This is a genomic window from Labrys methylaminiphilus subsp. lupini, from assembly GCF_051161885.1.
Lineage (GTDB): Bacteria > Pseudomonadota > Alphaproteobacteria > Rhizobiales > Labraceae > Labrys.
This window is the reverse complement of the sequence record NZ_JBMDIH010000001.1, coordinates 2305712-2323421: the sequence shown is the minus strand read 5'-3', so window position 1 is coordinate 2323421 and position 17710 is coordinate 2305712. Positions and strand designations below refer to the sequence as shown.

Genomic DNA, 17710 nt, shown 5'->3' with positions numbered 1-17710 from the left:
ATTGATTGAGGTGCTTTTCAAGCACGTCGAAGGAGGCTAGGTCAGGAATACAATTGAGAGTTGGGAGACGAAAATGAGCAGCGTGGCCTGTGAGGCTGAGGTAGCCAACAAGAAGAGCGGATTCGACGCGGTCGCCTTCGGTGCCATTCTGGTGACCATTCTCTCCTGGGCCTCGTCCTTCGCGCTGATCCGTGTCTGCCTGACCGCCTTGACGCCGATGGAACTTGCCGCAGCACGCTACGTCGCGGCCGGGGCCATCGGTCTGGCCTATCTGGTGGCTTTGCGTCCGCCCATGCCGCTGCCGCGGGATTTCCTGCGCCTCTCCATTGCGGCCGTGCTGTTCATTGCCGTCTATGCCGTGCTGCTCAACACCGGCGAGCAGACCGTGCCGGCCGGCCCGGCCAGCTTCATCATCAACACCATGCCGGTGCTTACCGCTCTGATCGCGATCTTCGCGCTCGGCGAACGCTTCGGGCGCTGGGGTTGGGTCGGCACCGCCACCTCCTTCGCCGGTGTCGCCCTGATCGCCGTAGCGACGGATACGGGCTTCAGGCTTGATCCCAACGCGCTGATGATCTTCGGCGCCGCCGTCTGCGCTGCCATTGCCAGCGTGTTGCAAAAGCCCTTGCTCGGACGGTTTCCTGCTCTGGCAATCACCGCCTGGATCCTGTTCATCGGCGCCCTGCCGTTGCTGCCGGCGGTGCCGGCCACGATCCGGGCCATGGCGGTTGCCCCGGCCGAGGTGAACTGGGCCGTCGCCTATCTCGTGATCTTTCCCACCGCGATCGGCTACGTCACCTGGGCCATTGCCCTCAAGCGCCTTTCGGCGGCGCGGGCGTCCAACTTCCTCTATGGCGTGCCGCCGACGGCCACGCTGATCGGCTTCCTCTGGCTCGGCGAGGTACCCACGCCCGTCGGCATGCTGGGCGGCGCACTGGCGATCCTCGGCGTGGTGATCGTCAACGTGATGAAGGGCCGCTAGAGCGTATTGCTCCAAGGGAGCACCGCCAATGCCCGAGCCTCACGTCGCGCGGGGCGCCCCGATCTCATAGCAGCGCAGATTTCGCTCGCCGATGCCGAGGCCGGGCCAACTCGCCCGCCATTCGGCGATGTGCCGTGAGGCGAAATGGCGGTCCAGGGCGGCGTGGTCGCGCCAGATCTCCTTCACATGGATGAGACCGGCATCGAAGACGTCCTCGGCGTAGGAATATTCTTCGCAGCCCTCTTCGGCGCGGCTGCTCTCCACCATGCGCTTCATGGCCGGGCGCGCTGCGGACAGATTGGCGGCCGGCAGGCGCACCGTCCCGACGATCAGCAATTTGCTCATGGGTCTCTCCGGCTCAGGTCCTGCCAACGAAAAAGCCAGGCTGTCAGCCTGGCTTGGTATCTGCGACAAGCTTACTGGTTTGCAGTGGCGATCAGGCCTTGGCCGGAGCCTTTACCGGGATATTCTTTTCCTGCAGGAAGGTTACCAACTCGCCAGACTGGAACATTTCGCGAGCGATGTCGCAGCCGCCCAGGAATTCGCCCTTGACGTAGATCTGCGGTACCGTCGGCCAATTCGAGAAGTCCTTGATGCCGCTGCGCAGGTCTGGATTCTGCAACACGTCATGGTCCTTGTAGTCGACCCCGAGATAATCGAGGATCTGCACGACCTGTCCGGAGAACCCGCACATCGGGAACGCCTTGTTGCCCTTCATGAAGAGCACGACGTCGTTGGACTTGATCTCGTTTTCGATGAAGGTGGCGATATCGCTCATGGCTCAATCTCGATCTTGGTAATGCTGGATCTGACGCGGATAATGCCGAGTATGTAAGCACACTCGCGCGCAATGTCAGGGCTCAACCTAACATAATTTATCGATCAGGGGGCGCTCGTGGAGAGCGCAAGCGCGTGCAGCACGCCGCCCATCTTGCCCTTGAGCGCCGCATAGACCATCTGGTGCTGCTGGACGCGGGACTTGCCCCGGAATGCTTCGGAAATCACCGTCGCGGCGTAGTGATCGCCATCCCCGGCGAGATCGCGAATTTCGATCTTCGCATCGGGGAAACTTTCCTTGATCATCGCTTCAATGTCGGCGGCCGGCATCGGCATTGGAAATAGATCCTCTTCAGGCGACTTGTCAGGCAGCTTGGCGCGTAGAGCCCATCAGCGTCGGCAGGAACGATTCGTGACGCTCGCTCAGCGCCGAAACCAGGATGGGCCGGCCTTCGGGCAGGATCAAGGCATTGCCGCCGGTTGTGCCCAGCGTGGTGACGGGGACCCCGGCATCGGCTGCCGCCTTGGCGAAGGCCTCGGCCTTTTCGCTCGCAAGCGCGACGACATAACGGGCCTGGTCTTCGCCATACCAGAAGGCATGCGGCTCGCTGCCCTGCGGGGCCTGCGACAGGTCCGCACCGATGCCACGTCCCAGCGCCATCTCGGCGACGGCGACGGCAAGGCCGCCATCCGAAATATCATGGCAGGTCTTGAGGTTGCCGGCGCGGATCTGGCCCCGGATGAAGTCGCCATGACGCTTTTCGACGGCAAGGTCGACCGGCGGCGGGGCGCCTTCCTCACGCTTGAGAACCTCGGCGAGCCAGATCGACTGTCCGAGCCAGGTGCCTGAAACACCGACCAGCATGACGGTCTCGCCCTCAGCCTTGAAGGCGATCGAGGCCGTCACGGCAACGTCGTCGACGAGGCCGACACCGCCGATCGTCGGGGTCGGCAGGATGCCGCGGCCGTTGGTCTCGTTGTAGAGCGAGACATTGCCGGAAACGATAGGGAAATCGAGGGCACGGCAGGCTTGTCCGATGCCGTCGAGGCAGCCGACGAACTGGCCCATGATGTCGGGGCGCTCGGGATTGCCGAAATTGAGATTGTCGGTCACGGCGAGCGGCAGGCCGCCCACGGCCGAGATGTTGCGCCAGGCTTCGGCGACGGCCTGCTTGCCGCCCTCGACCGGATCGGCTTCGCAATAGCGCGGTGTCACGTCGGAAGTCATCGCCAGTCCCTTGGGGCCGTCGAGCACCCGCACCACGGCAGCATCGCCGCCAGGCGTCTGGATCGAGTTGCCGAGGATCAGCGTGTCATATTGCTCGTAGACCCAGCGCTTGGATGCCAGTTCCGGAGAGCCGATCAGGCTGAGCAGCGCCTCGCCGATCGACAGGTTCGTCTTGAGCGATCCGGCCTCGAGCACCGGTTGCTTGGGCGAGGGGACGTGGGGGCGGTCATAGAGGGGCGCTTCGTCGCCCAGTTCCTTGATCGGCAAATCCGCCTTCAGATCGCCATTGTGGAAGATGCGAAAGCGCAGATCGTCCGTCGTCTTGCCAACCACGGCGAAATCGAGGCCCCATTTGCGGAAGATTGCCTCGGCCTGAGCTTCCTTGCCGGGCTTGAGCACCATGAGCATGCGCTCCTGGCTCTCGGACAGCATCATTTCATAGGCGGTCATGCCGGCTTCGCGCACCGGCACCTTTTCGAGGTGGAGCTCGATGCCGAGATCGCCCTTGGCGCCCATTTCCACGGCCGAGCAGGTGAGGCCGGCCGCGCCCATGTCCTGGATTGCGATGATGGCATCGGTCGCCATCAGTTCCAGGCAGGCTTCGAGCAACAGCTTCTCGGCAAAGGGATCGCCGACCTGCACGGTGGGACGCTTTTCCTCGGATTTGTCGTCGAACTCCGCCGAGGCCATGGTGGCGCCGTGGATGCCGTCGCGGCCGGTCTTGGAGCCCAGATAAACGATCGGGTTCCCGACGCCGGTGGCCTTGGCGTAGAAGATCTTGTCCTGCTCGGCGAGGCCGAGCGCGAAGGCGTTGACCAGGATGTTGCCGTCATAGCGGGTGTGGAAGCGAACCTGGCCGCCGACCGTCGGCACGCCGAAGGAATTGCCGTAGCCGCCGACCCCCGCGACCACGCCGGAAACGAGGTGCTGGGTCTTGGGATGATCGGGCGCACCGAAGGACAGAGCGTTCATGCAGGCGATCGGGCGCGCGCCCATGGTGAAGACGTCGCGCAGGATACCGCCGACGCCCGTCGTCGCGCCCTGATAGGGCTCGATATAGGAGGGGTGGTTGTGGCTCTCCATCTTGAAGACAGCGGCGAGCCCATCGCCGATGTCGATCACGCCGGCATTCTCGCCCGGGCCCTGGATCACGCATTTGCCGGTGACGGGCAGCTTCTTGAGATGGAGGCGCGAGGACTTGTAGGAGCAGTGCTCGTTCCACATCGCCGAGAAGATGCCAAGCTCGGTGAAGGTCGGCTCGCGTCCGATCAGATCCAGGATCCGCTGATACTCATCCGGCTTCAACCCGTGCTGGGCGATGAGTTCGGCTGTGATGGCGGGTTCCGAGTGGACGGACATGCCGGATCAGTCTCCTGTCAATGCAGCGCTTCGGCAGGGATCAGGCGGACGGCCTATGGCTCCGGCCGGCAAGCCCCAGCGCAGCGCTCCAGCGCTTCTGTTCACGGCAGGCGATAGGGGTATCCGAGCCGAATGTAAACCATTGATCGCATGCAGGCGTCGCGATCCGCATTGACACCGCAAATTTGTTGGCCTTCCTGTGGGCAGATCATCGTTTCCAGTCTCGGAGTATCGGCAATGCGGACCTTTTTCGTGGAGATCAAATGCCAGCTCGGCCGCACCTATGAGGTCGCCAGCGCCTTGGCCGAAGCTGAAATCGCCTCGGAAATCTATTCGATTGCCGGCGACTTCGACGTGCTCGCCAAATTCTACGTGAATGACGATGTCGATATCGGTCATTTCGTCGGCGAGAAGGTGCAGTCCATCCCCGGCATCGCGAATACGCGCACGGTCCTGACCTATCGCGCCTTCTGAGGGACGTGGCGGCAGAGGGCAGACAAGTAGCGCAAAGCGCTACAAATGCAAATGGCGGCCACGGGCCGCCATTTTTTATCAAGTCGAATGAACGCAGGAGCTCCGATCAGCTCTGGCCCATGGCCTCCGGCAAGGTAGCCCATTGCGTGACGCGATTGCCGTCGGCGCAACGCTCGGCCGCCTTGGAGCCGGAGATGACGTCGCCGGTTCGCGCGCCATTGGTGACGATCAGGAAGACCTGCTGGCCGCTGCCGGAATCGGCGCTGACGCAGGCGGCATACTCGTCTGGATGGGCTTTCGCCGCGGCAGGCGTGCGCCAGCCGTTGGAGATGCGGGCATCCGCGATGCGGCCCGAGACGAGTTGGGTCAGCTTGTGGGCAAGGGTTGCCCGGCCGGCCTGCGGCACGGGAAACTGCTGGGTGCCGTCCGCCGTGACGACCGGCTGCTGGTTGGAAACGTCCGGCCGGCCGGCTTCGCCGGAGCGCGGACCGCAGGCGGCCAGCAGCAGCGAGAGCGCAACGGCTCCGGACAAGCCCCAAGCAAGACGCTGACGGGAAGAATGAGGGTTCATATGCCTGCTCCAGTGGACCGAAATCAGAATTGCATCACCGTGGCGGGCTGGCAACCCGCTGTGTGCCTGCGCACGACCTGATATGAATCACCGGCGCAGGATGTGCCAAATCGCACACGCGATAGCAGATTCATGCAGAACTTCTGCGACAACGTTAACAGCGCGGCCGGACGAGATGGAATTTTGCTTGCGAGCGCATCTCGCATGGCTGGACTGCGCCCGAGGCATGCAGTTGGCACGAATGGCCAAGCCGTCGACGTGGCAGCGCCGGACAATGGCCCCATTCACCATGCATAGAGGGTGCCATCCCAAGGGCGGAATCCGGCTCGTCCGGACGATGGGCCTGTTTTGGCGCCGCCAGCTCCGGTGATCACCCTGTAAAGAACGGCAGTTTGCTCCGGGCGCTTGCGGCCGGGGGCCATCTGTTACCTGCGGGTGGCCGCCCGTTTTTTGAAGATATGGAGATTTCGATGAACAAGGTCAGAATAGTGGACGGCAACGGTGTCTGGCATTTCGTCAGCAAGGGCTGCGCGCTGGATGTCGGCGTGAACCCGGGTGACGGCTACCACGTCTACCACCGCGATGATCGGCGCTGTTTGCCGGTGGCGCACAAGGTAAAGCATCTGCTGGGCAAGCAAGTGGTCGTCGCGCCGCGCACCGAGGGACAGATCAGCGAAGAGGAATTGCTTGAGGCCCTGGAAGCGGCCGCCTGAGGCGGCTCTTTCACGCAATGGTCATGCTTGAGGCAGACTATGGCCAGATTTCGCGACAAGGATGGGCGTCGGCGAAGTTCCTGACGCCGGGACATGGATGCCGGGCTGACAATGAGGCAGCCGGAGTGTCTTCCACGTCTCGAACCGCCTGAGGGGCGGGAGGCGATTAATGCCGATGGTGAGCAGGACAGCCGTGACGTCACTCCGTCGACAGACAAGCCACTCAACCCGAAAGGACGACGCCATGAAGCTGACATCGGTGCGAATCGAACGCGCTCTGACCCAGATGGATAGCCGGGTCATTCCCGAATCCAATCCGATCGTTCAGGAACTCATCTCAATCTTCGGGGACCACACTTTCTTCGTTTCCAATGCCGGGCTCAGTACCGTGGAGCCGGTGGAGGCTGCGGATACCGACCTCGACAAGGTCCGCATCGTAAGATTGGCGCGGTGGGCGGATGAGAGCAAAGCCAGCCTGGTGCCCCATCCCCCGATCAACACCGAAACGATGGTGACTCTCAGCGAAGCCGCCTGAACCATCCCGGCAGTCATGGCGGCGCAACAGGGGCCGCCATGACTGCTCGGGTCTGATTTCTCGCGGACTGAAAACGATTGAATAGACGCTTCGAACCGGGTCGATGGCGGGCATGGCCCTTGGTGCAGATGGCACTGGTGACGAGCCGGGTAACCCGACGCGGGGCGGTCAACCGCCCAGATACTCGATTTCCGCCCGCAGCGCTTCCATGTCGAGACCCTGGCCAAGCAGGACGGCGGCGAGAAGACGTGCCTTATGGCCGCTGAGGTCTCCGGCGAAGATGGCTCCGGCGCGCTGGAGATCGGTAGCCCCGCCATTGCCATAGACGGGCAGCACCCGACCACGCGGACAGCGCGAGCAGATGATCACCGGAACGCCACGCTTGATGACATCAGCGACGGCCTTGGTCACGGCTGGCGGAGTGTTGCCGCGTCCGAACCCTTCCAGCACGATAGCCTTGCTGCCGTGATCGGCGGCATAATTGAGATAACCGCCATCCATGCCCATGGCGAGGCGGATCAGCGTGACATTGGGCTCGATGGTGCTGGGTGCATAGGCGCGCCGCAGGGCCGGGCGACGATGCAGGCAGATCGCACCTGCGTCGATCTCGCCGAGCTTGCCGTGTTCCCAGGACATGAAAGTGTCGGTGCGCGAGGTATGCGTCTTGCTCACGTCTCGGGCGGCGTGGAATTCCTGCTCGAAACAGATCATCGCGCCAAGCCCGCGCGCGGCGGGCGCCGCAGCGAGGCGGATGGAATTGGCAATGTTGCGCGGGCCGTCGGCATCGGGCTCATCGGCTGCGCGCTGGGCGCCGGTAAAAACCAGAGGCTTGTCCGAGGCGAGCAGGAGGTCGGCGAGATAGGCGCTCTCCTCCATGGTGTCGGTGCCGTGGGTGACGACCACACCCTCGCAATCTTCCAGCGCCAGAAGCTCGTTGATGCGAGTGGCCAAGGCGAAGGCCATGGGCAGGTCGATGGCGAAGCTGTTGAGGTTGCAGAACTCCTCGACCTCGATCTCGATCCCGGGCAGCGGATCATGCAGCATGGCGCGCAGCGCCTGTCCGTCGAGGCCGGCGACAACGTCGCCGGTGCTTTCGTCACGCCGGGAGGCGATCGTGCCGCCCGTGGTGATCAAGTGAACCTTGCGCGTCATTGGCCTTCAATCCTGCATCGTCGTCGACGATCAGGCCGAAGCCATGGCGTTGACGACACTGGTGAACAGGCCGCGGCCATCCGTGCCGCCGGCCAGCGGATCGATCAGGTTTTCGGGATGCGGCATCATGCCGAGAACGCGCCGATTGGCCGAATAGATCCCGGCGATATTGTTGAGCGAGCCGTTGGGATTGGTCGCGGCGCTGACCTTGCCGGCGGCATCGCAATAACGGAAAGCCACCAGGCCGTCGCCTTCGAGCTGCGTCAAGGTCTCGGAGCTGCAGAAGTAGTTGCCCTCGCCATGGGCGACGCAGACATCGATGGCCTGCCCCTGGCGATAGATGTTGGTATAGGCCGTATCGGTGCGCTCTACCCTGAGATGAACACGCTTGCAGATGAATTTGAGATCGGCATTGCGCATCAGCACGCCGGGCAGCAGGCCGCCATCGGTGATGATCTGGAAGCCGTTGCAGATGCCGAGCACGAGGCCGCCACGTTCGGCGTGGTGGCGGATGGCATCCATGATGGCGGCACGGGCGGCGATGGCGCCGCAACGCAGATAGTCGCCATAGGAGAAGCCGCCGGGGAGCACGACCAGATCGGTTCCTGCCGGCAGCTCGGTGTCGGCATGCCAGATCATGTCGACATGTGCGCCGGCCTGCCTGAGGGCCTTGGCGACGTCCCCTTCACGGTTGGAACCGGGAAAAATGACGACAGCTGCTTTCATCGGATCCTGCTTGTTCGTTGCGGCAATGATGCCTGGAGACTGTGGCGTCCAGCCTCTGCCATGCGTGCGCATATGGTTCCAGAGGGGCAGCGGGGTCAAGCAAAGAGTGGAAGCCGAGCCCGGAAACTGGGCGAAACTACCCTGAATGCCCGGGTGTGGCGGCAGTCTTGCCGTCTTGCCCGGATGAGCGAGGAGTACCCTCGGCAAACTCGGCCAGGACCCAGTCCTTCAGCACGGCTACCGCCGGCCGGTTCTCCGCGCCTTCCGGATAGACGAAGCTGAACTTCAGCCCCTCCATGATCGGGCCGAAGGGCTGCACCAGCACGCCCGAGGCAAGTTCGTCGGCGACCAGCGACAGGCTCAGCAGAGCAACGCCCTGGCCGGCGATGGCAGCCTGGATGGCGCTGCTTTCGTCGTTGAAGCTGATGCCGCTGTCTGGATCGAGGTGCTCGATGCCGGCGCGCCGGGCCCAACTACGCCAATTGGGAACGTCCACCGTCGAGGCGATCGGGCCCCAGTCGAAATGCAGGAGCGCTGCGCTGGGGAGATCGATCGGTTCATACACGGGCAGGCGGGGACTGCAGACCGGTGCGAATTTGTCCGTCAGCAAGGGGAGGGCGGTCATGCCGGCATAGTGGCCGAGCCCATAGCGGATGGCGGCGTCCGCATCGCCGGCGTTGAGGTCTACGGTGTCGTCGGAGGCGTGCAGGCGCAGATCCCAGCCAGGATGCAGGCTGCGCAGCGTGGCGACGCGCGGCACGAGCAGTTTTGCCGTGAAGGCGACGGTCGCCGAGAGGGTCGCAATACGCCGGCGTGGGCGTTTCCTGACGGTTTCGACAGCGTCGGCCATGGCGTCCAGGGCGGCGCGCAAAGCCGGATAGAGGCTGCGGCCTTCAACGGTCAGGCGAACCCTGCGGGTCTGCCGTTCGAACAGGGAGACGTCGAGATAGGCTTCGAGCTGGCGAATCTGATGGCTGACGGCGGTCGCGGTGACGCCGAGTTCAGCCGCTGCCTTCTTGAAGCTTTCCTGCCGTGCAGCAGCCTCGAAGGTGCGCAGGGAGGCGAGGGGCGGCAAGCGGCGCATCATCGGCTCCGAGCTGACACGAAGCGCCAGGCTTCATCCAGTGGCCGCGTCATCTTTCCCACGCGCATCGGCATCACGCTGTGGTCGGGCCCAGGATTATTATGCATGAATTGAAATCATCCATCGAGTGAGAACTTCGAATTTGTTGTTTTGAAAGTCAATCACTTAATACGGCGGGGAAGGCTCGTGTTTCACATGAGATGAATTCAATTTTGCAAAGGATAGCCATCATGGCTTGGCTCTATCTGGCCGCAGCAGCGGTCTTCGAAGTGATTTTCGCCCTGAGCATGAAATATGCGGAGGGGTTCACCCGTCCGCTTCCGACGGCCATAACCGTCATCGCCGTGATCGGCGGGGTCGGCCTGCTGACCCTGGCGCTCAAGAGCCTGCCGGTCAGTGTCGCCTATCCGATCTGGACGGCCGTCGGTACGCTCGGAACGGTGATCTTCGGCTACATCTTCCTGCGTGAGCCGCTGACGGCCATGAAGATCGTCAGCGCCTTCGCCATCGTCGCGGGTGTCGCCGGCCTCAAGGCGTCGACCGTGTAGAGCTCGATAGGCCGGGCCGGCAACGCCGGCGCTCTCAGTCTTTGAGCTCGATTTTCTCCAAGAGGCGATCGAACAGGATCAGGTCGGCCGGCGTCAGCCGGTCGGCCTTCATTCTTATTTCCAGGGTGGTGTTATCAAGCCGCAGCAAGGCGACGGCGGCGGCAGTCTTCGCCAAAGCCCGGTCTTCGATGTCATAGAGGCCGCGATAGCCCGTCGCGCCACCTAACATGATCGGTTCGACTGGCTGGCGGGCGCGAATGCGCGAGCCGGGGGTGAGACTCTCGATCCGCAGCTCGATCATGGCCCCTGTCGCGGCTCCGGGACCGAAGGCGGCAAAGCCCGGGAGCGGCAGGGGGCGTTCGTCGGACAGGAAGGTCGCAACCGCGTGCGGGGGGCAGGCCGGGGCGGCGCAGCGCAAGGCGAGCAAGGTCGGCGGCGCGGATGTCTCCCTGACCCAGACGGTGTCATCATAGCGCAGGCTGAAGCCGCCGGTCTCGACAAGTTCTTCCGCGAGACACGCATTGTCGGCTCCGGCCAGGCACAGCGCGGCTGCAACCAGCCGGGCCAGGCAAGGCCGCAGCCGGAATGACATCAGGCGATGTCGATGCTGTAATTCTCGATCACCGTGTTGGCGAGGAGCTTTTCGCATGCGGCTTTCAGCGTTTCACGCGCCGTCTCGGCATCAGCCTGGCCAAGTTCGATGTCGAACACCTTGCCCTGGCGCACACCAGCGACATCCTTGATGCCAAGCGAAGCAAGAGCGCCTTCGATCGCCTTGCCCTGGGGGTCGAGGACGCCGTTCTTGAGCGTAACGATCACACGGGCCTTCATGCAGCACCTGCCTTCCAACGAAGAGAAATCTTTGGCTTGCGCTTAAAGCAGTCCGGGCGATGGTTCAATCATTGCCTTGCCGATCGGGCCGGGAAAATGTCTCGAACACGCTGAGGAAACGGGATGGTACGGCCTCGGTCAGCCAGACACCGTTGTCGCTGTGATAGAACCGCAGCCCCTCCGCCTGCATCGCCCGGGCATCCACCTGCAGGATGATCCAGGGGCCGGCGCGCCTTATCGCGACCTTGCGGGCGGTATCGTGGTCATCGGACAGATGCACGTGCTGGCGCGAGCGTTTTTGGAGGCCGGCGGCGAAAATGCCGGCCTGGTTGCAGGCTGCGGTGCCGTGCCACAATTCGGCAGGCGGCACGGTGGCGGCAAGGCCGAGATCGATATCGACGCTGTGGCCTTGGTTGGCGCGAATGCGCGTACCGGCGATGACGAAGCGCTGCTTGTCGCTTTCCCTGACAACCCGTTCGATGTCCTGCCGGCCGGCTCCCACCTGTTCGGCGGCGGCCTTGGTGAGATCGTCGATCTCGACCCAGCCCTGCGCGTCGAGCACCAGGCCGGCCGTCTCAGGCGCGTGGCGAAGCACGAGGCTCATGAATTTGCTGAGTTTCTTGTCGTCCATGGACGGTATCCGATTCCGTAGCAGGTCGCTATTATCGTATCATGCCGAAAAGCAGCATTCACTTTTCGGCATGGCGCTACGGGCGCTACTGCGTCGCCTCGTCGATCAGCTTCCTGGCGATGCGCGGTTCGCCGGCAATGACGACGATGAAGCTGGTCTCGCCTGCCTTGTGCAGCCCGACGGCATAGGCGTTGATGTGGTGGGCTTTCTTGCCGCCCGTCATCGCGAGCTGAATGCCCTTCCAATCGCCGGAGCCGAAACTGTCGACGCTCACCTTGGGGGGCGGGATCTTGGTCTTGGCGTCGGGTTGGGCAAGCAGTGCGGCAAGCCGCTTGGGCTCGGCCAGGGAACGCTCGATCGCCAGGGCATCCGGGCCGGTGACGGTAAAGCGCTCGATCGCCGCATCATAGCCACAGCGCATTCTGGTGCAGAGTTGCAGCCCGTCGACGCGGATATTCTCACGCGAGACGAAGGCCCGCATCGGCAGCACCACCCAGGAACGGGAATCCGGCAGTGACACGGCCGGATCGCCGGCCCACAGGTCGAACAGGCTACAGCCGGCAAGGGTCAGGAGACCCACGCCAGCGAAAAGGGCTCGAACGCCGTAACGCGCGAGCCCCTTACGCATTGTTGTACTCAAGGCGATCACTGAACCAGCTTGGGCCCCTTGACGACGACATTATCCATCTCGTTCATGATGCCGAGACGGCGGGCGACTTCGGTATAGGCTTCGACGAGCCCGCCCATGTCACGGCGGAAGCGATCCTTGTCGAGCTTGTCGTTCGACTTGGTGTCCCACAGGCGGCAGGAGTCCGGCGAGATCTCGTCCGCCAGCACGATGCGCATGATGTCGTTTTCCCACAGGCGTCCGCATTCGATCTTGAAATCGACCAAGCGGATGCCGACGCCGAGGAACAGGCCGGACAGGAAGTCGTTGACGCGGATGGCCAGCGCCATGATGTCGTCGAGCTCAGGCGGGCTGGCCCAGCCGAAAGCGGTGATGTGCTCTTCCGATACCATCGGGTCGTTGAGGGCATCGTTCTTATAGTAGAATTCGACGATCGAGCGGGGAAGCTGGGTGCCTTCCTCGATGCCAAGGCGCGTGGCGATGGAACCGGCGGCGACGTTGCGGACCACGATCTCCAGCGGAATGATCTCCACCTCGCGGATCAACTGCTCGCGCATGTTGAGGCGGCGGATGAAATGGGTGGGCACACCGATATCGTTGAGGTTCTGGAACAGATATTCGGAAATGCGGTTGTTGAGCACGCCCTTGCCGTCGATGACCTCGTGCTTCTTGGCATTGAATGCGGTGGCGTCGTCTTTGAAGTGCTGGATCAGCGTGCCGGGCTCGGGACCCTCATAGAGGACCTTCGCCTTGCCTTCGTAAATGCGGCGGCGGCGGTTCATCGGGATGTACCGTGGTTTGAGAAAATCCGTCAAAGGGCCTGGGCTCCTGGAAATGCGATCCGTGGCCGGCGCAATTGGCGATTCGATTTGCGAGCGCAAACCGGAGACACGGCCAACTTACCCGATCATGCCCCCGCGCACAATCTTCGTGCAGGCAGGGCGCCCGATCAGAACCAAGCTTCACGAATCGAGCCAAAGCACATTTTCTAGTGCCCGGCGTGAGTGTAGTTTCAAGACGCCCGGCATCCTGGGAGGAGAGGGCGTTACGGCGCATTAATTTGATTTGGGGATTGCGCGCCTATATGCAACAGGCATGGCCGGTCCTTCAAGGAAAACCGGTAGCTGAACAGGATTTTAACGGATGACCACCTTCGACAAGCGGGAAGAGGCTTTCGAAAGCAAGTTCGCCCATGATGAGGATCTGCGCTTCAAGGCGACCGCTCGCCGGAACAAGCTCCTTGGCCTGTGGGCCGCCGAAAAACTCGGCCTTTCGGGTGACGAAGCCAACGCCTACGCCAAATCAGTCGTCCTGTCGGACTTCGAGGAGGCCGGCGACCACGACGTGGTGCGCAAGGTGCTCAGCGATTTCGCCGAAGCCAATCTGAGCATGAGCGAGCCGCAGGTCCGCCAGGTCATGACCGAACTGCTCGGCCGTGCGGTGCAGGAAATCCAAAACGGCGTTTGAGCGACGGCGTTTGACCGTGTTCATTCAACCCATCTTTCACGATGCCCCGCCTCGGCGGGGCATCGCAGCAATGTGATCGGAAATGCGATGACTGCCCCCACGCTGCGCACGCGCCTGGCCAAAGGCGAAAAGATCTTTGCGGCCTGGATGGGGGCGGGCTATCCGCGTATGGCAGAGGCGCTCGGTCGCGCCGGGTTCGACGCCGTCATCATCGACCTGCAGCATGGCGAGGCTTCCTTCGGCGAAGCGCGTGATGCGATCAGCGCAGCACATCTGGCCAACACGCCGACGGGCGTGCGGGTCGGCCTGGACGGTTTCGGCGATGCCGCGCGGCTCTATGATGTTGGCGCCGAGCTCGCCATCCTGCCGATGATCAATTCGGTGGAGGATGCCCGCCGCTTGGTCGACACCTTGAAATACCCGCCGGTTGGCGGTCGGAGCTGGGGCGGTACCCGCGCCATTTCCCTGTTCGGTGCGGAAACGGAAAGCTATCGCACCGCCGCCAACGATCAATTGATTGCGCTCGCGATGATCGAAACGCGGCAGGCGGCCGATGCGCTGGAGGAGATACTCGACGTGCCGGGTCTCGATGGCGTCTTCGTCGGGCCAAGCGATCTGTCGATCAGCCTGAGCAAGGGCGCCAGGCTCGATCATCAACTCCCGGAATCGGTCGAAGTGATCAAACGGGTTCTCGCCGCGGCCAAAGCCCGCAACAAGCTGACGGCGATCTATTGCGGCAATGGCGAAGCGGCGGCCCGCAATGCCGAGCTTGGCTTCGACATCATGGGCATCGGTTCGGATTGGGCCTTCCTTACCGCCGGCGCCCAGGCCGCTTTGAAGGCTGCGCGCGGCCATGCGGGGCCAGCGGGCCCGAGTTATTGAGCTCTTTAGGGCGCGCTATTGGCTCTCGTGCATGAGTTTTGACAGGAACGAAGCCAGGCGCAACAGGCCTTCCGGCCAGGGACCGTGGCCGGATTCCACATTGATATGGCCGGCTTCGCCCGCATCGACGAATTCGCTGTCCCAGGCCTCGGCAAAGGAACTGGCGCGGTTGATCTCGCAATAGGGATCATTCCGGCTCGCCACCAGGAGCGACGGGAAGGGCAGGGCCGTCATCGGGATCGGATTGAAATTGAGATCATAGCCCGGCAGCAGATCCGGCTTGTCCCAATCTGACGGCGCCACCAGCATCGCACCGATGACATGCCCCTTCAGACGCTCGGCCGCGAACACGGTGGTGATCACGCCGATCGAATGGGCGATGACGATGGCTGGCCGGCTCGATCCCTGCACCGCCTCCACGAGCCTGTTCACCCAGGCTTCACGCTCGGGATGGTCCCAGTCGTCCTGCTCGACGCGGCGGGCGGTCGAGAGCTTCGCCTGCCAGCGCGACTGCCAGTGACCCGGGCCGGAATTGCCGAGGCCCGGTACGATCAGGATGTCGGTATCGGAAATGCGCACGTCGATGTTTCCCCGGCTCGATTGAGTGCATCGTCAGGCGATCGAGGCCGCCGCGACTCAAGACCATGAGCCTATTCCAAGCAGAGTTTCCCGACGAGGCCGGCGAACAGGTCTCGCCGAGAAACTCTGCAAATCTTTGATATCTTGCAAATTCGTTGATCGTGCCTGTGGCCCGATCAACGAATCTGCATTGGAGCGAGGCGGCGAACCGGAAGCCAGGATGCTCCCGCGGCGCCGCTCGTCCACAACTATCAAGCGAACGCTCGATTTCGGCGCAGGTTCCCGCGCCTTGGCTCAGGTTTCTGAGCCGAGGACGCGATCGAAGATCGTGTCGACATGCTTGAAATGGTAGCCCTCGTCGAACATCGCTTCGAGAGCTGCATCCGAAAGCAGGGCGGAGACCTCAGGATCGGCCTTGAGGAAAGCGAGGAAATCGCCTTCGCCACGCCAGACCTTCATGGCGTTGCGCTGAACCAGGCGGTAGGAATCCTCGCGGCTGGCGCCGGCCTGGGTGAGGGCCAACAGCACGCGCTGCGAGTTGTGCAGGCCGCCGAGGCGGTCGAGATTGCGGCGCATGTTTTCCGGGTAGATCATCAGCTTGTCGATCACACCGGCAAGGCGAGCCAGGGCGAAATCCAGCGTGACTGTGGCGTCGGGACCGATCATGCGTTCGACAGAGGAGTGCGAGATGTCGCGCTCATGCCAGAGCGCCACGTTCTCCAGGGCCGGCGTCACGGCCGAGCGCACGATGCGGGCGAGGCCGGTGAGGTTTTCGGTCAGTACGGGATTGCGCTTGTGGGGCATGGCCGACGAGCCCTTCTGCCCGGCGGAGAAGAACTCCTCGGCTTCCAGCACTTCGGTACGCTGGAGATGGCGGATTTCGGTGGCGAGGCGTTCGATCGAGGAGGCGACGACACCGAGAGTCGCAAAGAACATCGCGTGGCGATCGCGCGGGATCACCTGCGTAGAGACCGGCTCGACGGCAAGGCCCATCTTCTCCGCCACATAGGCCTCTACAGCCGGATCGATATTGGCGAAGGTGCCGACGGCGCCCGATATCGCGCAGGTGGCGATTTCCTTGCGCGCGGCGACGAGGCGCTCGCGGTTGCGTGCAAACTCGGCATAGGCCTGGGCGAGCTTGAGGCCGAAGGTGACCGGCTCGGCATGGATGCCATGGCTGCGGCCGATAGTGGGCGTGTATTTATGTTCCAAGGCACGCTTGCGAAGGGCCGCGAGCACCTCGTCGACATCGGCGATCAACAGGTCGGCGGCCCGCGAAAGCTGCACGGCAAAGCAGGTGTCGAGCACGTCCGAAGAGGTCATGCCCTGATGCAGGAAGCGTGCTTCCGGGCCGACGATCTCTCCCAGATGGGTGAGGAAGGCGATGACGTCGTGCTTCACTTCCCGTTCGATCTCGTCGATGCGGGCCACGTCGAAGGTTGCGTCCCTGGCTTTCTCCCAGACCTTGGCAGCCGCTTCCCTGGGCACGACGCCGAGCTCGGCCAGCTTGTCGGTGGCGTGGGCCTCGATCTCGAACCAGATGCGGAAACGGGACTGCTCCGCCCAGATGGAGACCATTTGCGGGCGGCTATAGCGTGGGATCATGGCAGGGTCCTTTTGCGCCCTTTTAGGCGCGGCACCGGGAAAGTGAAACGCAAATCGAAAACGGGAGAGCCGCGATATCTCAGCGGGCGGCGGTCGCAGCCTCGCGAATGGCGGCGATGTTGGCGGCATAGGCGGATGGACCGCCCTTGAATACATAGGAACCGGCGACGAGCGCATTGGCGCCGGCCCGCACCACCAGCGGTGCGGTTTCTGGCGTGATGCCGCCATCGACCTCGATATCGATGTCGCGCTTGCCCACCCGGGCCCGGATGGCTGATATCTTCGACAAGGTCTCGGGAATGAAGGCCTGGCCGCCGAAGCCGGGATTGACCGTCATCACCAGGATGAGGTCAGCGAGGTCGAGCACATAGTCGACCACCTCGGGCGAGGTGCCCGGATTGATTGCCACGCCCGCGCGCTTGCCGAGCTTCCTGATATGCTGCAACGAGCGATGCAGATGCGGGCCGGCCTCGGCGTGGATGGTAATGGTGTCGCAGCCGGCCTTGGCGAAATCCTCCACATAGGGATCGGCCGGCGAGATCATCAGATGGGCATCGAGCTTGGTGCGCACATGCGGGCGCAAGGCAGCAGCGACGCCGGCGCCGATGGTGAGGTTCGGCACGAAATGCCCGTCCATCACATCGTAATGCACCCAGTCGGCGCCGGCCTCCTCGATCGCCCGGACTTCCGCGCCGAGTGCGGCGAAATCGGCCGAGAGAATGGAGGGGGCAATGATGATCGGGCGAGACATGGCATATCCTGGGCTGGAAAGTTCGCGGTGAACGGGCAGTACCTGCCAGAGCCAGCCGCCTATTGCAATCGTTGAGGCGGTGCTTGGGAGCGCGGGCGTCCTCGCCCGTTTTTGGAAATACAGTCCAGGATCAGAGCCGTAATTCCGTTGTTCGCTCGCAATGACACAGGAACGTCACCTGCAAATC

Annotated in this window: 23 protein-coding genes; 7 read left to right on the top strand and 16 right to left on the bottom strand. The window is 63.1% G+C overall.

What is annotated here, in order from left to right; translation table 11 throughout:
* Positions 1-73: 73 nt before the first annotated feature.
* On the top strand, positions 74-982 hold the full coding sequence (locus ACN6KF_RS10970) for a DMT family transporter (RefSeq protein ID WP_434956876.1): 909 nt from the start codon (positions 74-76) through the stop codon (positions 980-982).
* Positions 983-1021: 39 nt separating this feature from the next.
* On the opposite strand, the gene ACN6KF_RS10965 is transcribed toward ACN6KF_RS10970, so the two are convergent.
* The 4 genes from ACN6KF_RS10965 to purL all read right to left on the bottom strand — a co-directional run bounded on the left by ACN6KF_RS10965 (position 1022) and on the right by purL (position 4346).
* Positions 1022-1327 (bottom strand): putative quinol monooxygenase, encoded by a 306-nt coding sequence (locus tag ACN6KF_RS10965; RefSeq protein WP_434956875.1) that lies wholly within the window; start codon positions 1325-1327, stop codon positions 1022-1024.
* A gap of 91 nt (positions 1328-1418) precedes the next feature.
* Positions 1419-1760 (bottom strand): Grx4 family monothiol glutaredoxin, encoded by a 342-nt coding sequence (grxD, locus tag ACN6KF_RS10960; RefSeq protein WP_434956874.1) that lies wholly within the window; start codon positions 1758-1760, stop codon positions 1419-1421.
* 104 nt (positions 1761-1864) lie between these two features.
* Positions 1865-2095 (bottom strand): BolA/IbaG family iron-sulfur metabolism protein, encoded by a 231-nt coding sequence (locus ACN6KF_RS10955; protein ID WP_105862715.1) that lies wholly within the window; start codon positions 2093-2095, stop codon positions 1865-1867.
* 28 nt (positions 2096-2123) lie between these two features.
* Complete coding sequence (purL, locus tag ACN6KF_RS10950; protein ID WP_434956873.1) at positions 2124-4346, bottom strand: phosphoribosylformylglycinamidine synthase subunit PurL; 2223 nt, start codon at positions 4344-4346, stop codon at positions 2124-2126.
* A gap of 237 nt (positions 4347-4583) precedes the next feature.
* Here purL and ACN6KF_RS10945 point away from each other — a divergent pair, with 237 nt between their 5' ends.
* Positions 4584-4820: an Lrp/AsnC ligand binding domain-containing protein gene (locus ACN6KF_RS10945; protein ID WP_068294951.1), complete on the top strand. Its 237-nt coding sequence runs from the start codon at positions 4584-4586 to the stop codon at positions 4818-4820.
* A 106-nt stretch (positions 4821-4926) separates the two neighbouring features.
* On the opposite strand, the gene ACN6KF_RS10940 is transcribed toward ACN6KF_RS10945, so the two are convergent.
* Positions 4927-5391 (bottom strand): hypothetical protein, encoded by a 465-nt coding sequence (locus tag ACN6KF_RS10940; RefSeq protein WP_434956872.1) that lies wholly within the window; start codon positions 5389-5391, stop codon positions 4927-4929.
* 470 nt (positions 5392-5861) lie between these two features.
* Between ACN6KF_RS10940 and ACN6KF_RS10935 the strand changes: the two genes are divergently transcribed.
* A complete protein-coding gene (locus tag ACN6KF_RS10935; protein ID WP_434956871.1) occupies positions 5862-6104 on the top strand; it encodes a hypothetical protein in 243 nt (80 codons plus the stop codon).
* Positions 6105-6348: 244 nt separating this feature from the next.
* Positions 6349-6639: a hypothetical protein gene (locus ACN6KF_RS10930; protein WP_434956870.1), complete on the top strand. Its 291-nt coding sequence runs from the start codon at positions 6349-6351 to the stop codon at positions 6637-6639.
* A gap of 168 nt (positions 6640-6807) precedes the next feature.
* Here ACN6KF_RS10930 and ACN6KF_RS10925 read toward each other — a convergent pair whose 3' ends face one another.
* The 3 genes from ACN6KF_RS10925 to gcvA form a co-directional block, all read right to left on the bottom strand.
* Positions 6808-7791 (bottom strand): asparaginase, encoded by a 984-nt coding sequence (locus tag ACN6KF_RS10925; RefSeq protein WP_434956869.1) that lies wholly within the window; start codon positions 7789-7791, stop codon positions 6808-6810.
* A gap of 30 nt (positions 7792-7821) precedes the next feature.
* Positions 7822-8517 carry a phosphoribosylformylglycinamidine synthase subunit PurQ gene (gene purQ, locus ACN6KF_RS10920; protein ID WP_434956868.1) on the bottom strand — a complete coding sequence of 232 codons (696 nt, stop codon included), beginning with the start codon at positions 8515-8517 and terminating at the stop codon, positions 7822-7824.
* Between the two features lie 136 nt (positions 8518-8653).
* Positions 8654-9604, bottom strand: a complete 951-nt coding sequence (gene gcvA / locus ACN6KF_RS10915) for a transcriptional regulator GcvA (protein WP_434956867.1) — start codon at positions 9602-9604, stop codon at positions 8654-8656.
* A gap of 197 nt (positions 9605-9801) precedes the next feature.
* Between gcvA and ACN6KF_RS10910 the strand changes: the two genes are divergently transcribed.
* The gene (locus tag ACN6KF_RS10910) at positions 9802-10149 is read left to right on the top strand and encodes a DMT family transporter (protein WP_434956866.1); all 348 of its coding nucleotides are present in this window, start codon (positions 9802-9804) and stop codon (positions 10147-10149) included.
* Positions 10150-10183: 34 nt separating this feature from the next.
* On the opposite strand, the gene ACN6KF_RS10905 is transcribed toward ACN6KF_RS10910, so the two are convergent.
* The 5 genes from ACN6KF_RS10905 to purC form a co-directional block, all read right to left on the bottom strand.
* Entirely contained in the window at positions 10184-10741 is a 558-nt protein-coding gene (locus tag ACN6KF_RS10905) for a hypothetical protein (protein ID WP_434956865.1), read from the bottom strand.
* The gene (gene purS, locus ACN6KF_RS10900) at positions 10741-10980 is read right to left on the bottom strand and encodes a phosphoribosylformylglycinamidine synthase subunit PurS (protein WP_149254815.1); all 240 of its coding nucleotides are present in this window, start codon (positions 10978-10980) and stop codon (positions 10741-10743) included. The genes ACN6KF_RS10905 and purS overlap by 1 nt, the downstream gene beginning before the upstream one ends.
* A 64-nt stretch (positions 10981-11044) precedes the next feature.
* Positions 11045-11611, bottom strand: coding sequence for an RNA 2'-phosphotransferase (locus ACN6KF_RS10895; RefSeq protein ID WP_434956864.1), 567 nt, complete (start codon positions 11609-11611; stop codon positions 11045-11047).
* An 85-nt stretch (positions 11612-11696) separates the two neighbouring features.
* Entirely contained in the window at positions 11697-12239 is a 543-nt protein-coding gene (locus ACN6KF_RS10890; RefSeq protein WP_434956863.1) for a hypothetical protein, read from the bottom strand.
* 17 nt (positions 12240-12256) lie between these two features.
* Complete coding sequence (gene purC, locus ACN6KF_RS10885) at positions 12257-13021, bottom strand: phosphoribosylaminoimidazolesuccinocarboxamide synthase (protein ID WP_434956862.1); 765 nt, start codon at positions 13019-13021, stop codon at positions 12257-12259.
* A gap of 361 nt (positions 13022-13382) precedes the next feature.
* On the opposite strand from purC, the gene ACN6KF_RS10880 reads away from it, so the two are divergent.
* Together ACN6KF_RS10880 and ACN6KF_RS10875 are read left to right on the top strand one after the other, a co-directional pair.
* The gene (locus ACN6KF_RS10880; protein WP_311938783.1) at positions 13383-13706 is read left to right on the top strand and encodes a DUF1476 domain-containing protein; all 324 of its coding nucleotides are present in this window, start codon (positions 13383-13385) and stop codon (positions 13704-13706) included.
* Positions 13707-13793: 87 nt separating this feature from the next.
* Positions 13794-14588 (top strand): HpcH/HpaI aldolase family protein, encoded by a 795-nt coding sequence (locus ACN6KF_RS10875; RefSeq protein ID WP_434956861.1) that lies wholly within the window; start codon positions 13794-13796, stop codon positions 14586-14588.
* 15 nt (positions 14589-14603) lie between these two features.
* Here ACN6KF_RS10875 and ACN6KF_RS10870 read toward each other — a convergent pair whose 3' ends face one another.
* The 3 genes from ACN6KF_RS10870 to rpe all read right to left on the bottom strand — a co-directional run bounded on the left by ACN6KF_RS10870 (position 14604) and on the right by rpe (position 17523).
* Complete coding sequence (locus tag ACN6KF_RS10870) at positions 14604-15167, bottom strand: RBBP9/YdeN family alpha/beta hydrolase (RefSeq protein WP_434956860.1); 564 nt, start codon at positions 15165-15167, stop codon at positions 14604-14606.
* A gap of 294 nt (positions 15168-15461) precedes the next feature.
* A complete protein-coding gene (purB, locus tag ACN6KF_RS10865) occupies positions 15462-16772 on the bottom strand; it encodes an adenylosuccinate lyase (RefSeq protein WP_434956859.1) in 1311 nt (436 codons plus the stop codon).
* 79 nt (positions 16773-16851) lie between these two features.
* A complete protein-coding gene (gene rpe, locus ACN6KF_RS10860; protein WP_434956858.1) occupies positions 16852-17523 on the bottom strand; it encodes a ribulose-phosphate 3-epimerase in 672 nt (223 codons plus the stop codon).
* Positions 17524-17710: the final 187 nt, after the last annotated feature.

Bases quoted from the DNA above. Each gene is read 5' to 3' on its own strand.
- ACN6KF_RS10970 (WP_434956876.1), top strand. From the start codon at position 74: ATGAGCAGCGTGGCCTGTGAGGCTGAGGTAGCCAACAAGAAGAGCGGA.
- ACN6KF_RS10965 (WP_434956875.1), bottom strand. From the start codon at position 1,327: ATGAGCAAATTGCTGATCGTCGGGACGGTGCGCCTGCCGGCCGCCAAT.
- grxD (WP_434956874.1), bottom strand. From the start codon at position 1,760: ATGAGCGATATCGCCACCTTCATCGAAAACGAGATCAAGTCCAACGAC.
- ACN6KF_RS10955 (WP_105862715.1), bottom strand. From the start codon at position 2,095: ATGCCGATGCCGGCCGCCGACATTGAAGCGATGATCAAGGAAAGTTTC.
- purL (WP_434956873.1), bottom strand. From the start codon at position 4,346: ATGTCCGTCCACTCGGAACCCGCCATCACAGCCGAACTCATCGCCCAG.
- ACN6KF_RS10945 (WP_068294951.1), top strand. From the start codon at position 4,584: ATGCGGACCTTTTTCGTGGAGATCAAATGCCAGCTCGGCCGCACCTAT.
- ACN6KF_RS10940 (WP_434956872.1), bottom strand. From the start codon at position 5,391: ATGAACCCTCATTCTTCCCGTCAGCGTCTTGCTTGGGGCTTGTCCGGA.
- ACN6KF_RS10935 (WP_434956871.1), top strand. From the start codon at position 5,862: ATGAACAAGGTCAGAATAGTGGACGGCAACGGTGTCTGGCATTTCGTC.
- ACN6KF_RS10930 (WP_434956870.1), top strand. From the start codon at position 6,349: ATGAAGCTGACATCGGTGCGAATCGAACGCGCTCTGACCCAGATGGAT.
- ACN6KF_RS10925 (WP_434956869.1), bottom strand. From the start codon at position 7,791: ATGACGCGCAAGGTTCACTTGATCACCACGGGCGGCACGATCGCCTCC.
- purQ (WP_434956868.1), bottom strand. From the start codon at position 8,517: ATGAAAGCAGCTGTCGTCATTTTTCCCGGTTCCAACCGTGAAGGGGAC.
- gcvA (WP_434956867.1), bottom strand. From the start codon at position 9,604: ATGATGCGCCGCTTGCCGCCCCTCGCCTCCCTGCGCACCTTCGAGGCT.
- ACN6KF_RS10910 (WP_434956866.1), top strand. From the start codon at position 9,802: ATGAATTCAATTTTGCAAAGGATAGCCATCATGGCTTGGCTCTATCTG.
- ACN6KF_RS10905 (WP_434956865.1), bottom strand. From the start codon at position 10,741: ATGTCATTCCGGCTGCGGCCTTGCCTGGCCCGGCTGGTTGCAGCCGCG.
- purS (WP_149254815.1), bottom strand. From the start codon at position 10,980: ATGAAGGCCCGTGTGATCGTTACGCTCAAGAACGGCGTCCTCGACCCC.
- ACN6KF_RS10895 (WP_434956864.1), bottom strand. From the start codon at position 11,611: ATGGACGACAAGAAACTCAGCAAATTCATGAGCCTCGTGCTTCGCCAC.
- ACN6KF_RS10890 (WP_434956863.1), bottom strand. From the start codon at position 12,239: ATGCGTAAGGGGCTCGCGCGTTACGGCGTTCGAGCCCTTTTCGCTGGC.
- purC (WP_434956862.1), bottom strand. From the start codon at position 13,021: ATGAACCGCCGCCGCCGCATTTACGAAGGCAAGGCGAAGGTCCTCTAT.
- ACN6KF_RS10880 (WP_311938783.1), top strand. From the start codon at position 13,383: ATGACCACCTTCGACAAGCGGGAAGAGGCTTTCGAAAGCAAGTTCGCC.
- ACN6KF_RS10875 (WP_434956861.1), top strand. From the start codon at position 13,794: ATGACTGCCCCCACGCTGCGCACGCGCCTGGCCAAAGGCGAAAAGATC.
- purB (WP_434956859.1), bottom strand. From the start codon at position 16,772: ATGATCCCACGCTATAGCCGCCCGCAAATGGTCTCCATCTGGGCGGAG.
- rpe (WP_434956858.1), bottom strand. From the start codon at position 17,523: ATGTCTCGCCCGATCATCATTGCCCCCTCCATTCTCTCGGCCGATTTC.